16 protein-coding genes are annotated in these 13,348 nt (G+C 77.9%); 10 read left to right on the plus strand and 6 right to left on the minus strand.

Annotated features, from left to right (window positions below):
• Positions 1–237: 237 nt before the first annotated feature.
• Complete coding sequence (locus IU369_RS05035) at positions 238–705, plus strand: universal stress protein (RefSeq protein WP_217923479.1); 468 nt, start codon at positions 238–240, stop codon at positions 703–705.
• A gap of 31 nt (positions 706–736) precedes the next feature.
• On the opposite strand, the gene IU369_RS05040 is transcribed toward IU369_RS05035, so the two are convergent.
• Entirely contained in the window at positions 737–1,180 is a 444-nt protein-coding gene (locus IU369_RS05040) for a universal stress protein (RefSeq protein WP_217923480.1), read from the minus strand.
• Positions 1,181–1,381: 201 nt separating this feature from the next.
• Here IU369_RS05040 and IU369_RS05045 point away from each other — a divergent pair, with 201 nt between their 5' ends.
• Together IU369_RS05045 and IU369_RS05050 are read left to right on the plus strand one after the other, a co-directional pair.
• On the plus strand, positions 1,382–1,852 hold the full coding sequence (locus tag IU369_RS05045) for a universal stress protein (protein WP_217923481.1): 471 nt from the start codon (positions 1,382–1,384) through the stop codon (positions 1,850–1,852).
• Positions 1,849–2,733, plus strand: coding sequence for a CBS domain-containing protein (locus IU369_RS05050; protein WP_217923482.1), 885 nt, complete (start codon positions 1,849–1,851; stop codon positions 2,731–2,733). The genes IU369_RS05045 and IU369_RS05050 overlap by 4 nt, the downstream gene beginning before the upstream one ends.
• A gap of 3 nt (positions 2,734–2,736) precedes the next feature.
• Here IU369_RS05050 and IU369_RS05055 read toward each other — a convergent pair whose 3' ends face one another.
• A complete protein-coding gene (locus IU369_RS05055; RefSeq protein WP_217923483.1) occupies positions 2,737–3,462 on the minus strand; it encodes a universal stress protein in 726 nt (241 codons plus the stop codon).
• Between the two features lies 1 nt (position 3,463).
• On the minus strand, positions 3,464–4,327 hold the full coding sequence (locus IU369_RS05060) for a universal stress protein (RefSeq protein ID WP_217923484.1): 864 nt from the start codon (positions 4,325–4,327) through the stop codon (positions 3,464–3,466).
• Positions 4,328–4,496: 169 nt separating this feature from the next.
• Between IU369_RS05060 and IU369_RS05065 the strand changes: the two genes are divergently transcribed.
• The 6 genes from IU369_RS05065 to IU369_RS05090 all read left to right on the plus strand — a co-directional run bounded on the left by IU369_RS05065 (position 4,497) and on the right by IU369_RS05090 (position 8,999).
• Positions 4,497–5,297 carry a DUF6544 family protein gene (locus IU369_RS05065; RefSeq protein WP_217923485.1) on the plus strand — a complete coding sequence of 267 codons (801 nt, stop codon included), beginning with the start codon at positions 4,497–4,499 and terminating at the stop codon, positions 5,295–5,297.
• 93 nt (positions 5,298–5,390) lie between these two features.
• Complete coding sequence (locus tag IU369_RS05070) at positions 5,391–5,888, plus strand: OsmC family protein (protein WP_217923486.1); 498 nt, start codon at positions 5,391–5,393, stop codon at positions 5,886–5,888.
• 77 nt (positions 5,889–5,965) lie between these two features.
• A complete protein-coding gene (locus tag IU369_RS05075; RefSeq protein WP_217923487.1) occupies positions 5,966–7,288 on the plus strand; it encodes a sensor histidine kinase in 1,323 nt (440 codons plus the stop codon).
• The gene (locus IU369_RS05080) at positions 7,285–7,932 is read left to right on the plus strand and encodes a response regulator (RefSeq protein WP_217923488.1); all 648 of its coding nucleotides are present in this window, start codon (positions 7,285–7,287) and stop codon (positions 7,930–7,932) included. Before IU369_RS05075 ends, IU369_RS05080 begins: the two co-directional genes overlap by 4 nt.
• 49 nt (positions 7,933–7,981) lie before the next feature.
• Positions 7,982–8,419 carry a hypothetical protein gene (locus IU369_RS05085; protein WP_217923489.1) on the plus strand — a complete coding sequence of 146 codons (438 nt, stop codon included), beginning with the start codon at positions 7,982–7,984 and terminating at the stop codon, positions 8,417–8,419.
• 88 nt (positions 8,420–8,507) lie between these two features.
• Positions 8,508–8,999, plus strand: coding sequence for a hypothetical protein (locus IU369_RS05090; protein ID WP_217923490.1), 492 nt, complete (start codon positions 8,508–8,510; stop codon positions 8,997–8,999).
• A 45-nt stretch (positions 9,000–9,044) separates the two neighbouring features.
• On the opposite strand, the gene IU369_RS05095 is transcribed toward IU369_RS05090, so the two are convergent.
• Entirely contained in the window at positions 9,045–11,141 is a 2,097-nt protein-coding gene (locus IU369_RS05095; protein ID WP_217923491.1) for a RecQ family ATP-dependent DNA helicase, read from the minus strand.
• Positions 11,142–11,296: 155 nt separating this feature from the next.
• On the opposite strand from IU369_RS05095, the gene IU369_RS05100 reads away from it, so the two are divergent.
• A complete protein-coding gene (locus tag IU369_RS05100; protein ID WP_217923492.1) occupies positions 11,297–11,542 on the plus strand; it encodes a hypothetical protein in 246 nt (81 codons plus the stop codon).
• Between the two features lie 12 nt (positions 11,543–11,554).
• On the opposite strand, the gene IU369_RS05105 is transcribed toward IU369_RS05100, so the two are convergent.
• Both IU369_RS05105 and IU369_RS05110 read right to left on the minus strand, forming a co-directional pair.
• Entirely contained in the window at positions 11,555–12,031 is a 477-nt protein-coding gene (locus IU369_RS05105) for a DUF4396 domain-containing protein (RefSeq protein ID WP_217923493.1), read from the minus strand.
• 75 nt (positions 12,032–12,106) lie between these two features.
• Positions 12,107–13,348 (minus strand): RNA polymerase sigma factor, encoded by a 1,242-nt coding sequence (locus tag IU369_RS05110; RefSeq protein WP_217923494.1) that lies wholly within the window; start codon positions 13,346–13,348, stop codon positions 12,107–12,109.

The raw sequence follows: 13,348 nt of genomic DNA on the forward strand, positions 1-13,348 counted from the left end.
GGCGCCCTCGTGCGGGATCCCCCGCCCCCGTGCGGGTGGGAAACCCGAGGCGGGCGTTGCGGGGGCCCGCCGATGGCGCGGGCCGGTCACGGGGCGAGCGTGGAGGGCGACATCACCGTGGACCGAGGGAGGGCGAGATGCTCGTCGGCGTGATCTTCCTGTACCTGCTGTGGGGCCTCATCGCGATCGGCGCCGTGATCGCCACGGCCATGGTGCTGCACGACGGGGACTGACGACGTGGGCGCCTTCCGCCACGTCGCCTGCTGCATCGACGCCTCCCGCTCCGGGGGGGCCGCCCTCGAGGAGGCGCGGGGGCTGAGCGACGCGGTCGGCGGGCGGTTGAGCCTGGTCCACGCCGGCCCGTACACGCTGACCTTCGAGGAGGTCGACGGCCGCCGGGTGCCGGTCCGCGAGGACCTCAACGCCGCCGCGCGCGACTGGCTCCGCCGCCGCGCCGGCGAGATCCCCGGCGCCGAGCCGGTCTTCCTGCAGGGCGAGCGGGGACCGGCGGCGTGCGCATGGGCGGAGGAGGCCGGGGCCGACCTGATCGTCGTCGGGGCCGGGTCGGGTCGCCTGCCGGGCCTCGTGCCCGGCGGCTTCGTGCACCACCTGCTCGAGCACGCCCCCTGCCCGGTGCTCGTCGTCCGCCCGCGGGTGCGCGGCGGCGCCGCGCCGTCGCCCGCCGGCGGGGTCGCCGGTCGCTGACGGGCGGGGCCGACGCTGCGACGCCGGGGCCCTAGCCGGCAGCGGCCGCGGTGCGGGCGGGGTGGACGAGCAGCACCGAGCAGGGCGCGCGGTACGCGAGGTACGAGGCGAACCCGCCGAGCATCGCGCGCTCGACGAGGCCGCGGTGCGCCGCCGCGACGACCAGGCCGGCGCCCTCCCGGGCCGCCCACGCGCACACCTCGCGGGCGGGCATGCCGTCGAGCAGCGCCGTCCTCACCCCCGGGTGGGCCTCCGCCAGCTCCCCCAGCCAGGCGGCGGCGGCGTCGCGGGTCTCGGACTGCGGCGGGACGTACGCGAAGGGTCCGGCGACCATCGCCGCCGGCGGCGCCACCACGTGCACGAGCGTCACGCGGCCGGGTGCGTCGCCGGCCAGCGCGAGCGCCTCCGCGACGATGGCGTCGGCCGCGTCGTCACGGTCGACGCAGCACGCGATCCGGTCGTAGGGGCTGCTCATCGGTGACCTCCTCGTCCCACGGCGGCGTCCGCGGCCGCTCACCCCCCGACCCTCCGCCCGCCGCCGCCGGCGGCCATCGGTGGCGCCGACACCGGCCGTGCGGGAATCCCGCACCCGGCGGGGGGTCCCCAACGGTGACGCGGCCCCGCACCGGTCCTAGGGTGGGAGGGAGAGGTCGTGTCCGACGAGGGGGGTGCCGGCATGAGCGCAACGTTCCGCCACATCGCGTGCTGCATCGACGACTCGCCGTCGGCGGACGCCGCGGTGGCCCGCGCACGGGAGCTCCAGGAGGCGGGGCACGGCCGCCTGTCGCTCGTGCACGTCGCGCCGCACGCCCTGCTCGTCGACTACATCGACGGCACCCCCGTTCCGTCGCCCGCGGACATCAACGTCCGCCAGCGCGAATGGCTCGAGGCGCGCGCCGCCGCCGTCCCCGGCGCCACCCCCGTCTTCCTGGAGGGGCTTCCGGGTCCCGAGATCTGCCGCTGGGCGGCCGAGGCGGGCGTCGGCCTGCTCGTCGCCGGCGCGCACGGGGGCGGCTGGCCGACGGCGGTGCTCGGCAGCACCACGCGGCGCCTCGTCGACCACGCGCCCTGCTCGGTCATGGTGGTCCGCGACGCGTCCCGCCGGAGCGCGGAGACCGGGACCGTGGTGACGGAGGCCGGCGGATGAGGGCGCGCGACGTCATGAGCGGCCACCCCGTCACCGTCACGGCCGACGAGGTCGACACCGCGGCGATCGCGGGTCTCATGGACGACGCCGGCACCCGCCACCTGCCGATCCTCGACGGGGACCGGCTCGCGGGGGCGTGGATCGCCGACCCCGACGCCGGCGTGGCGCGGATCGGCGCCGACCGCGTCGCGGAGGTCGCGCCCGACGCCGACGCCGAGGAGCCGGTGCGGATGCTGCTGGAGGGCGCCGAGGTGGTGGTCGTCCGCGGGGACGCCGGGCCCCTCGGCGTCATCACCCGCACCGACGTGATGTCGATGGTGCGCGCCGCGATGGCCCAGGGGGCCGGGCGCCGCCATCCGCGGCCGACGGTCGTCCGGGTCGCGGGCGTCGCCGGGGCGGGCAAGTCGAGGCTCATCCGGCGGACCGCGGCCGCGCTGTCCGGTTACGAGACGGTGGTCGTCCAGGCGAACCCGTCCGGGTCCGCCGCCGCGGGGGACGTGCGCGAGGTCCGTGACACGTCCGCCCACTGGAGGGCGGGACTCGCCCGCGTCGTGCGCGAACTCGCCGACGCCGAGCTCGTCCTGCTGGAGGACCGCGACGAGGACATCGATCTCGCACGGGGCATCGGGGAGGACGTGCAGGTCGCCGTGACGCGCCTCGACGCCGCCGGGTCCCTGACGCCGGAGCGCCTCGGCGACGCCCAGGCGGTCGTCCTCACCCGCGCGGACGAGGCCGGCGCCGACGCCGTCCGCGACGCCGTGGAGGCCGTCGCGGCGCGCTGCCCCGGCCTCGCGGTGATGGCCGTCGGGTCGTCCGACGACGAGGCGTTCGCCGCCTGGGTGCGGTGGGTCGGGCGTCAGGTGCTCCGCCGCCGCGGGTAGGCCTCAGCGGGTCACGAGCACCGGGCAGCGGGCGTGGCGCGCGAGCCGCCAGGCCACGCTCCCGTGCCGTGCACGCTCCAGCGGGCCGTCGTGGGCCGCGGCGACGATCAGGTCCGGCGCGGCCGTCTCCGCCCAGGCCAGGATCTCGGCGTCGGGTGTGCCGTCGTCCACGGCGTGGACGAGGGAGATGCGGCACGGCCCCCCCGCATCGGCGACGCGCCGCGCGAGGCGCGCCGCGCGGACCGACGACGCCGACGGGTCGACGCAGCACGCGATGTGCGCGAAGCCGGCCCCGGGCCGGGCCCAGGACCCCGCCCCGTCCGGGCAGCCAGGCGGGACGACCAGCACCGGGCAGGGCGCGTCGACGACGAGCCGGCGGGTGACCCCGCCGAGCAGGCGGTCGATGGGCCCCGGGTGCGACGCGAGCACCATCAGGTCCGGCTCCTCGCGGGCGGCCCAGGCGATCAACGCGTCCGCGGGGTCCCCCCACAGCAGGACGGGCACCGCGCCCGGCACCGCGGCCGCGCGCCCGTCGAGCCACTCCTCCGCCCGGCGATGGGCGAGCTGGCGGTCGACGCCCCACCGGCTGTAGCCGGCGACGGCCCCCGGCGGGGCGACGTGCACCAGGTCGATCCGCCGGGGCGCGAGGCGGGTGACCGCCGCGATGCCGCGGTCGTCCGCCGGGGAGTGGTCGATGCACACCGCGACCCGCGCGAAGGGCCCGGTCACGTCACCCGGCCTCCGCGGGCCGCACCACGAGCACGGACGAGGGGGCGCGGTGGGCGACGCGCTCGCTGACGCTGCCGAGCGCCCGAGCGCCGTGCAGGCCGCGCGAGCCCACCACCAGCAGGTCGGCGGTCTGGGCCGCCTCGACCAGCGCCTCGACGGGGCGGTCGGCGCTCGCGACCACCTCGACGGGCCCCTCGACGCCCGCCAGGTCGTCCGCCGCGTCCACGACGGGTGACGCCGTGACGGCGACGAGCCGTCCACCCGCCGCGGTGCGCAGCCGGACCGCCTCGCGCAGGGCGGCCCGCGACCCCTCGGAGCCGTCGAGGCCGACCACGATCCGCGCGGGGAACCCGGTGGGGTCGATCGGCGGGCGGGCGACCAGCACCGACACCGGCGAGTCGTGGATCACCATCGACGTCGTCGCCCCCAGCGCGGCGCCGCTCAGGCGGCCCCGCCCGTGGGTGCCGACGACGACCAGCGTGGCGCCCTCCGTGGCGACGGCCTCGAGCAGGCGCTCGTCGGGGTCGCCGTCGACCACCCGCGTGGTGACCCGGCCGGCCACGCCGTCCGCCTGGCGCGCCGCCTCCTCGAGCGACGCCCGCGCGCGGGCCCGCAGGTCGTCGAAGCACTGGTCGACGGTCCGCTCCGACTCGCCGGTCATCCGCCACCGCGGGGCCTCGGACCCCCACCGGCCGGCGAGCGCGGCGTAGAGCCCGGCGACGGCCACCAGCACGAGGTGGCCCCCGGCGCCCGCCAGGCGGGCGGCCTGGCGCGCCGCCTCGAAGCCCTCCCGCGTACCGTCGACCCCGCAGACCACGACCGCGTGGCCCCCGCCGGCCGCATCCGCCGCCGCGTCCCCCGTCATCCGCGCCCCCTCCGGTCGCGCCCCCGGTCCGGGGGTCGTCGCCCACAGGGTCCCCGCGCGCGTGCGGACGCGGCATCGGGGACCGGGCCCGCCGCGCCGCGGGAAATCCGCAGGGCCCCGTGTGGGCCGCGCGGTCGCCGCAGCCCGCCGCCGTCGCGAGCATCCGCCCATGTGCGCGATCCACGTGGCCCCCGCCGCGCCCGCGACCCCCCGGCCCCCGCCGCGCGACCTCCCCGCACGGGTCCAGCTCGACTGGGACGCCCTCGGCGCCGTCACGCACCCGCCCCCGCCCACGACGGAGCGCGACGACCTGCCGCCCGCCGCGCGCCGGTGGCTCGACCACGTCCTGCCGCCCGGCGCCGAGGGGCTGCGCCACGCCGAGCTGTGGACGCACGGCGAGATCCGCATCGGCCGCTGGCGGCCGTTCCGCGCGCGGCAGGTGATCGTGCCGGACCGGGGGTACGTGTGGTGGGCGCGGGCCGGCCGCGGTCCCCTGGCCGTCCGCGGGTTCGACCGGCTCATCGACGGCGTGGGGGAGATGCGCTGGCGCCTCGCGGGCCTCGTGCCCGTCATGTCCGCGACCGGCCCCGACGTGACGCGCAGCGCCGCCGGGCGCCTCGCCGCCGAGATGGTGCTCTGCCCGCCGGGGGCGCTCGCGCCGTCGGTCCGGTGGTGGGGGTGCGACGACGACGACCACGCCGTCGCCGAGGCCGCGATCCTCGGCCACCCGCACCGCATGACGATCGCCGTCACCCGGGGCGGCCGGATGACGGGGCTCGACCTGGAGCGCTGGGGGGACCCCGACGGCGCGGGCGCCGCGCTGCACACGTTCGCCGTCCGATTCGCGGGCGAGGTCCGGACGGGGGGCGTCGCCGTCCCCGCCGTGATGCGGGCGGGATGGGTCACCGCGGACGGACGCGACCTGGGGGAGTCGTTCCGCGCGACGATCGACGGGATCGTCCTCCGGTGACGGTCCCCGGGGCCTGACCCGCCGGGTCGACGGGCGCCGCGCCGGGGACGTATCGTGCGGGTCGCCCAGCGCCCCCGACCCCGCGAGGACGAGATGAGCGAGACGACACACGAGGTGCGGGTGCACCTCACCCGTGAGCGGCCCCCCGTGCGGAAGGCCGTCCTGGAGATGACCGGTGAGGAGGTCGTGTTCGGCACCCCCGGCTGGCAGGGCGAGCACTACGGCTTCGCCCCCGGCACGGTCCCCGAGCACCCCGGCACCCTCGACTACCTCGTCGCGTCCGTCGCGGGCTGCCTGATCGGGACGTACGGCGGCGCCCTCAAGGCGCGCGGCATCGACTCCACCGGCGACCGCCTCGTCGCGGACGCCGTCGGCGAGGTCGTCGTCGACCCGGACGGGGTGCTGCGTCTGCGGTCCATCGAGGTGCGGTACACCCTGCAGGCGCCCGAGGACAAGCGGGAGGCGGCGGAGCGGGCGAACACGCACCACGCGGCCCACTGCCCCAACGCGCGCTCGGTCGCCGCGGCCATCGACATCACCACCGTGCTCGACTTCGTGCCGCTGCGCGAGACGGCGGACGCGGGGGCCTGAGTCGGCCCGGGGCCGCCACCGGGACATAGGTCGTAGGACCGTCGCCGGGCCTCCGGACCCGGTGTAGCCTCGACGGCATGAGCGACACGACGGCCGGCGGGGGGCGGGGCCCCTCGGTGCGGGGCGCCGTCGCCCGCTTCATGATCGCCGGCCTCGTCGCGCTGGCGGCCCTCGCCGTCGGCGGCCTGCTGGTGCTGCGGCCGCTCGGCGAGCGCGAGGCCGTCGACGACGCCCGCCGCCTGGCGACCCTCGCCGGGCGCGGCGTCGTCGAGCCGGCGCTCACCGACGCCGCCCTCGCCGGGGACCCCGCGGCCCTCGCGCGGCTCGACACGGTGGTGCAGGAGCGGGTGCTCGGCGACGACGTCGTCCGCGTCAAGATCTGGACGCCGGAGGGCCGCATCGCCTACTCCGACGAGCCCCGGCTGATCGGCCGCCGGTACACGCTCGGCGAGGACGAGCGGGGGGTGCTGCGCAGCGGCGAGACGGAGGCGGAGGTCAGCGACCTCGGCGAGCCGGAGAACGTCTTCGAGCGCGACCAGGGGTCCCTGCTCGAGGTGTACCTGCCGATCCGCAGCCCCGGCGGCGAGCTCGCCCTGTTCGAGACCTACCGCCGCCAGAGCGCCATCGACGCGAGCGGCCGGGAGATCATCACGGCGTTCATGCCGGTGATCGGCGGCGCCCTCCTGCTGCTGTGGCTCGTCCAGGTCCCCCTCGCGTGGTCGATGGCGCGCAAGCTCGGCGAGGGGAGCCGCGAGCGCCAGGCGCTGCTCGAGACGGCCCTCGCGTCGTCGGCCCTGGAGCGGCGTCGCGTCGCGGCCGACCTCCACGACGGGCCTCTGCAGGACCTCGCCGGGCTGGCCTTCGGCCTGGCCGGCGCCGCGCGGGCGGCGCCGGAGGGCACCGACCCCGCGACGGTCGCCGCCCTCCGCGACGGCGCCGACGCCGCGCGCGAGGGCACCCGCCGCCTGCGCGCCGCCGTCGTCGACATCACCCCGGGGCGGCTCCACGACGAGGGGCTCGAGGCGGCGCTCGCGGACCTCGCCGCCCCCCTGCGGGCCCGGGGGGTCACGGTGGGGATCGACGTCGCGCCGGGGCCGGCGCTCTCCCCGGCGACCGAGGAGCTGCTCTACCGCGCCGCCGCGGAGGGGCTGCGCAACGCGCGCGCCCACTCCGGCGCGGAGCGCGTCGACGTGGCGGTCGCGGTCGCCGACGGACGGGCCCGCCTGCGGGTCGCGGACGACGGCTCCGGGTTCGACGCCGCCACCCGCGCCCGCCGCCGCGCCGACGGCCACGTCGGCCTGGAGCTGCTGGAGGACCTGGCGCGGCACCTCGGCGGCCACGCCGAGGTGCGATCCTCGCCGGGGGAGGGGACCGTGCTCGAGGTGGAGGTGCCGGCGTGATCCGCGTGATCCTGTGCGACGACCACGCCGTGGTGCGCGCCGGCCTCGGCCAGCTCATCGGCGCGTTCGACGGGGTGGAGGTCGTCGCCCAGGCGGGCGGCACGGCCGAGGCCCTGGAGGCGCTCGCCGCGACGGGCGCGGACGTGGTGCTGATGGACCTCGAGATGCCGCCGCCCGACGGCATCGAGGCGACCCGCATGATCCACGAGGCGCATCCCGGGGTGGCCGTCGTGATCCTCACGTCGTTCTCGGACCGTCCCCGCATCCTGCGCGCCCTCGACGCGGGGGCCGTCGGCTACCTGCTGAAGGACGCCGAGCCGGACGAGGTGGAGCGCGGCATCCGCGCCGCCGCGCGCGGCGAGTCGCCGATCGACCCGCGGGCGGCACGTGCGCTGCTGACCCGCCCGCCCGCGCCGGCCGCCCCGCCGGCGGCGGAGCTGTCGGGACGCGAGCGCGAGGTGCTCGCCCTCGTCGCGGAGGGCCTGCCCAACAAGCTCATCGCCCGCCGCCTCGGCATCAGCGAGAAGACGGTGAAGGCGCACCTCACCAGCGTCTTCCGCGCGATCGGCGTGGACGACCGCACGCAGGCCGCGTTGTGGGCCGTCCGCAACGGCGTCGCGGAGGCCCCGCCCGGGGGGTCCTAGGACCGATGTCCGATTGCCCGGCGGGCCGCCGGGCACCAGTCTCCCCACGGTGGACACGGCACCCCCACGCCCCCGGACCGCCGCCGCGCTCCTGGCGGCGGCGCTGCTGTCGGCGCTCGTGTGGGCGGGCCCGGCCGACGCCCGCGACGGCGACGACAGCGGCGGCGATCACGGCGAGCGCGTGGAGGTGCGCGTCACGGGCACCTGCGGCCGGTCCAGCACCGCCCGGCTGCGCCTGCGCGCCGAGGATGGTGGGATCCGCGTCGACCTGACCGTCCGCACCCCGTCGGCGGGGGCGTGGCGGGTGTCGGTGCTGCACGAACGCCGTCTCGTGCGCCGCGCCCGGGTGCGGGCGACCCGGGGGGCGCGGGGCTTCGAGTACCGCGTCGTGCTGCCGGACTACGCCGGGCCCGACGCCGTCGGCGTCCGCGCCGTCGCCCCCCGCGGCGAGACGTGCTCGGCGGCGGCGACCGTCGCCGGGTCGTAGGACCCATGTCGGATTGAGACCGCGACCCGCCCCCCGGCACGGTGATGGAGGACGGCGCCACAGGGGCGTCGCGATCAAGGAGCAGGCGATGCCCAGCACCCTCACCCGCGTGGCCGCCACGGCCGTCACCCTCGGAGTCCTCGCCACGGCGCCCGTGGCCCTCGCGCGCAACGGCGCCGACGACCCGGTCCGGCCCGGCTCGGACGACGGCGGTTCGGTGCGCCCCGGCGGCGACGACTCGACCGCGCGCGGCGACCGGCGCGGTGGCGACCGCACCGACGTCCGCGTGCGCGGCACGTGCAGCGCGACCAGCACGGCCAAGCTGAAGCTGAGCCCCGAGGACGGGGGCGTCGAGGTCGAGTTCGAGGTCGACCAGAACCGCAACGGCAAGCGCTGGGGCGTGGTGCTCACGCGCAACGGCACGCGCGTCCTGTCGCGATCGGCCGTCACCCGCGCGCCGAGCGGGTCGTTCGAGGTCCGCGACGTCGTGTCGCCCGGCTCCCCGCGCACCCGCGTCACCGCCGTCGCACGCGCCGCCGGCACCGGCGAGGTCTGCCGGGCGGTCGCCGTCCTCGGGTGACCCCGGCGCGACGTCCCCGCCCCGGCACGGGCCGGGGCGGGGACGTCAGGGGCGCTTGTGCAGGACCAGCGGCATCACGGCCTCGGCGCCCGCCTCGCGCAGCATCGCGGCGGCGAGCGTCACCGGCCAGAGCGTCGAGGTGGCGTCGACCACCAGCAGCACGACGCGCCGCACGAGGGGGGCGTCGCCGTCGGGGGGCAGGGTCAGCGCGTCGCGCCAGTGCACGGCCTCGTCGGCGGACGCCAGGTCGGGACCGGGCAGGGCCGAGACGCCCATCTCGGCGTGGGGCAGGCGCCCCGCCCCGGCGATCGCCTCGACGACGCTCCGCACCATCCGGGGGCGGCCCGCCGCCGCCAGGCCGATCACGACCCCGGGGCGCGCGAGCCACTCCCGGCTCCAGCGGGTCAGCAGCGCGACGCAGCCGTCGATCATCTCCGGGGGCGCCGGGGCGTCCTCGGCGAACGCGGCGGCGACGACCTCCCGCCACTCCGGCGCGTCGGCGAACACCAGGGCGCGGCCGGGCGCGGCCTGCGCCGCCGGCGGGATCCGGCCCCGCGAGCCGTAGACGCCCCCGGGCCACATCCGCCGGGGCTCGACGACGTGCGACTCGCGGCGGAGGGCGGCTGCCACGGCGCGCACCACGTCGTCCGATGCGGTCGCCGACAGCCCGTCGGGCAGGCGGTCGAGGCACACGGAGCACCGCCCGCACGGCTGCGCGGTCGGGTCGTCGAGGGCCTCCTGCAGCAGCTGCATGAGGCACCGCTCGCCCCGGGTGTAGGCGCGCATGATCTCCGCCTCCCGCCGCCGGGTGGCGATCACGGCGTCGTAGTGGGCGCGGGGGAACACGTAGGGCTCGCCCGTGGCGATCCAGCCCTTCTCGAGGCGCTCCACGACCTCGTCGACGGCGAGCTGCTTCAGCATCAGCTCGACCCGGGTGCGCCGGAGCCCCGTCCCCGCCTCGAGCGCGGGGACGGTGACGGCGTTGGCGCGGTCGCGGGGCAGCGCCGCCATGAGGCGCTGCACCTGACCGGGGTCGGGGATGGTCGCCGTCGCGAAGTAGTCCCAGATGCCGGCGTCCGCGCCGGAGTGCAGCAGCACCACGGGGGCGTGGCCGATGGCCCGGCCGGCACGGCCGACCTGCTGGTAGTAGGCGACGGGGGACGGCGGCGACCCGACGTGCACGCAGAAGCCGAGGTCGGGCTTGTCGTACCCCATGCCGAGGGCCGACGTCGCGACGAGGGCCTTCAGCTCGTTGCGCCGCAGCGCGTCCTCGAGGCGCTCCCGCTCGGCTGCGTCGAGGGCGCCGGTGTACGCGCCGACGGGCACGGCGTCCCCGTGGTGGTCGGCGATCGCCGCCGCCAGGCGGTCCGCGTCGGCGACGGTGAGGGTGTAGACGATGCCCGAGCCCGGTAGCGACGGCAGGTGCTCCACCACCCACGCGAACCGCTCGAGCGGCGACAGCCCGCCGAGCACCGCGAGCTGCAGGCTCGACCGCGCGAGCGGGCCGCGCAGCACGAGGGCGGACGCGCCGAGCTGGGCCGCGACGTCGTCGGTGACCCGGGCGTTGGCCGTCGCGGTCGTCGCCAGGATCGGCGTGCCCGGGTGCAGGCGCCGCACCATGTCGGCGACGCGCCGGTAGTCGGGGCGGAAGTCGTGGCCCCAGTCGGAGATCGCGTGCGCCTCGTCGATCACGAGCAGCCCGAGGCGGCCGACGAGGGCGTCGAGCACCCGTCGCCCGAAGCCGGGGTTGGCGAGGCGCTCGGGCGACACCAGCAGGACGTCGAGGTCCCCGTCGAGCAGGGCGCGCTCGACCGGCTCCCAGTCGGAGATGTTCGACGAGTTCAGGGTGGCGGCCCGCAGCCCGGCCCGCTCCGCCGCCGCGACCTGGTCGCGCATCAGCGACAGGAGGGGCGACACCACCAGCGTCGGGCCGGCGCCCTCGGACCGGCGGATGGCGGTCGCGGCCCAGTAGACCGCCGACTTCCCCCAGCCGGTCGCCTGCACGACCAGCACCCGGGCGTCGGCCTCGCAGAGCGCCGCGACCGCGGCCCGCTGGTCGTCGCGCAGGTGCGCGCCGGCGCCGGCGATGCGGGTGATGACGTCGTCGGCGGTCCGGGCGCGGTCCTCGGTGAGTGCGGGCATCGGGCCAGTCTGACGGACCGCCGTGCGCCGCCGGTCGCCCCCGGTGTGCCGTGACTGGACGCACATGCGCGCCGGGGGGGATCATCGGGGTGTCCCGGGTCCGCGACGCGGAAGGGGGGCGGGTGGTGGCCGGTCACCGGCGAGGGCTCTTCCGCATGCGCGGGAGGTCCGCGCGAGCGCGGCCGGCGACGTCGGTGCGGACCGCCGCCGACGGCGCGATCGTCGTCGAGGGCGACCTCGCCGTCCGGGTCGCCGAGCGCCGCCTGGTGCTCGACATCGACGGACCGGGGGAGCGCGACCTGGCCGACGTCGTCCGCGAGGCGGCCGCGGGACTCGGGATGGGCGGCGTCGTCCACGTCGGCCCGGTGCGCATCGAGATCACGCCCCTCGAGGAGCCGTGACCCGCCCCCGGGTCACCCGTGGTGCGCGTGCACCACGGCGTGGCCGCGACCGCGGGCGATGAGCCAGCGGTTCACGGGGACGGCCGCCGCGAACGCCACGGCGAGCGCGACGGCGAGGCTCAGCCAGAAGCGGGCGTCCCCCAGGCCGGCGTCCATCGCGCCGGGGATGGCGAGCATCATGGCGTTGTCCACGATCTCCATCACGGCGATCGAGAACGTGTCGGCGGCCAGCGCCAGCGGCAGGACGGTGCCGAGGGCCAGGCCGGAGCGCAGCAGCGGGACCGCGGTGAACGAGTAGCCGAACAGGAAGGCGAGGCCGACCGCCAGGGCGATGGTCGGCACGTTCCCCCAGCCGAGGGCGGTGCCGATCGCGAGCCCGAGGATCTCGCCGATCGCGCAGCCGGTGAGGCAGTGGGCGGTGGCGACGACGGCCAGCCGGTTCAGTCCGGCCGGGTCACGGTGGCCCGGGTGCGCGTGCGCGTGCTGCATGGTCCCTCCCGACGACGACGTGAATACTCGGGGGGAGTATATGCCGCACCGGGCAGGATACTCAATGGGGGTATGTCAGAGGGCGTCGGCGCGGTCGCGCAGCAGCCGCTGCTCGCGGGTGTTCGCGGTGAGGGACGCCGCCCGCTCCAGCTCGGCGCGGGCCGCGTCGCGCCGGCCGAGGCGGGCGAGCAGGTCGGCCCGCACCGCGGGGAGCAGGTGGTAGGAGGCGAGCGAGCCCGCCGCGATGAGGGCGTCGACGATCTCCAGGCCGGCGGCCGGTCCGTCGGCCATGCCGACCGCCACCGCCCGGTTCAGCTCCACGACCGGGGAGGGGGTGAGCGCGGCGAGCCGCTCGTAGAGCGACGCGATGCGCGCCCAGTCGGTGTCCGCGCCCGTCGGCGCGCGGGCGTGGCAGGCCGCGATCGCCGCCTGCAGCGCGTACGGGCCGCCCGCCCCGCCGAGGGCCTCGGCGCGGGCGAGGGCGTCGAGGCCGCGGCGGATCAGCAGGCCGTCCCAGCGTCCGCGGTCCTGGTCCAGCAGCAGCACCGGCTCGCCGCGACGGTCGACCCGCGCCCGCAGCCGCGACGCCTGGATCTCCATGAGCGACACCAGGCCGTGGGCCTCGGGCTCCTGCGGCGCGAGCCCCGTCAGGATCCGCCCGAGGCGGAGCGCCTCGTCGCAGAGGGCGGGCCGGATCCAGTCGTCGCCGGCGGTGGCCGAGTAGCCCTCGTTGAAGATCAGGTAGACCACCGCGAGGACGGAGCCGAGCCGCACCCCGAGCTCGGTCCCGCCCGGCACCTCGAACGGCACCTCCGCCGCGGCGAGCGTGCGCTTGGCGCGCACGATGCGCTGGGCGACCGTCGCCTCGGGCACGAGGTACGCGCGGGCGATCTCCGACGTCGTCAGGCCGCCGAGCAGGCGCAGCGTCAGCGCCACCCGCGCGTCGGTCGACAGCACCGGGTGGCAGCACGTGAACATGAGGCCGAGCAGGTCGTCGCCGATCACGTCGTCCATCGCCGCCGCGAGGTCGGGCTCCTCGGCCTCGTCCATCCACCGGCCGATCTCCTCGCGGCCGCGCCGGAGGGTGCGGTCGCGGCGCGCCAGGTCGATCGCCCGGTTCTTCGCGACGGCGGTCAGCCAGGCGCCGGGGTTGTCCGGGACGCCGGACCGCGGCCACCGCTCCAGCGCGGCGACGAGCGCGTCCTGCGCGACGTCCTCGGCCACGCCGACGTCGCCCGTCATGCGGGCGACGGCGGCGATGACCCGGGCCGACTCGATCCTCCAGACGGCCTCGATCGCGCGTGTCGCCGAGGACAC

The organism is Miltoncostaea oceani (assembly GCF_018141545.1).
Taxonomy (GTDB): Bacteria; Actinomycetota; Thermoleophilia; order Miltoncostaeales; family Miltoncostaeaceae; genus Miltoncostaea; species Miltoncostaea oceani.

Coding starts and splice junctions, on each gene's coding strand:
- IU369_RS05105 (WP_217923493.1), bottom strand. CDS start 12,031: ATGCAGCACGCGCACGCGCACCCGGGCCACCGTGACCCGGCCGGACTG.
- IU369_RS05040 (WP_217923480.1), bottom strand. CDS start 1,180: ATGAGCAGCCCCTACGACCGGATCGCGTGCTGCGTCGACCGTGACGAC.
- IU369_RS05095 (WP_217923491.1), bottom strand. CDS start 11,141: ATGCCCGCACTCACCGAGGACCGCGCCCGGACCGCCGACGACGTCATC.
- IU369_RS05045 (WP_217923481.1), top strand. CDS start 1,382: ATGAGCGCAACGTTCCGCCACATCGCGTGCTGCATCGACGACTCGCCG.
- IU369_RS05090 (WP_217923490.1), top strand. CDS start 8,508: ATGCCCAGCACCCTCACCCGCGTGGCCGCCACGGCCGTCACCCTCGGA.
- IU369_RS05065 (WP_217923485.1), top strand. CDS start 4,497: ATGTGCGCGATCCACGTGGCCCCCGCCGCGCCCGCGACCCCCCGGCCC.
- IU369_RS05050 (WP_217923482.1), top strand. CDS start 1,849: ATGAGGGCGCGCGACGTCATGAGCGGCCACCCCGTCACCGTCACGGCC.
- IU369_RS05060 (WP_217923484.1), bottom strand. CDS start 4,327: ATGACGGGGGACGCGGCGGCGGATGCGGCCGGCGGGGGCCACGCGGTC.
- IU369_RS05075 (WP_217923487.1), top strand. CDS start 5,966: ATGAGCGACACGACGGCCGGCGGGGGGCGGGGCCCCTCGGTGCGGGGC.
- IU369_RS05100 (WP_217923492.1), top strand. CDS start 11,297: ATGCGCGGGAGGTCCGCGCGAGCGCGGCCGGCGACGTCGGTGCGGACC.
- IU369_RS05070 (WP_217923486.1), top strand. CDS start 5,391: ATGAGCGAGACGACACACGAGGTGCGGGTGCACCTCACCCGTGAGCGG.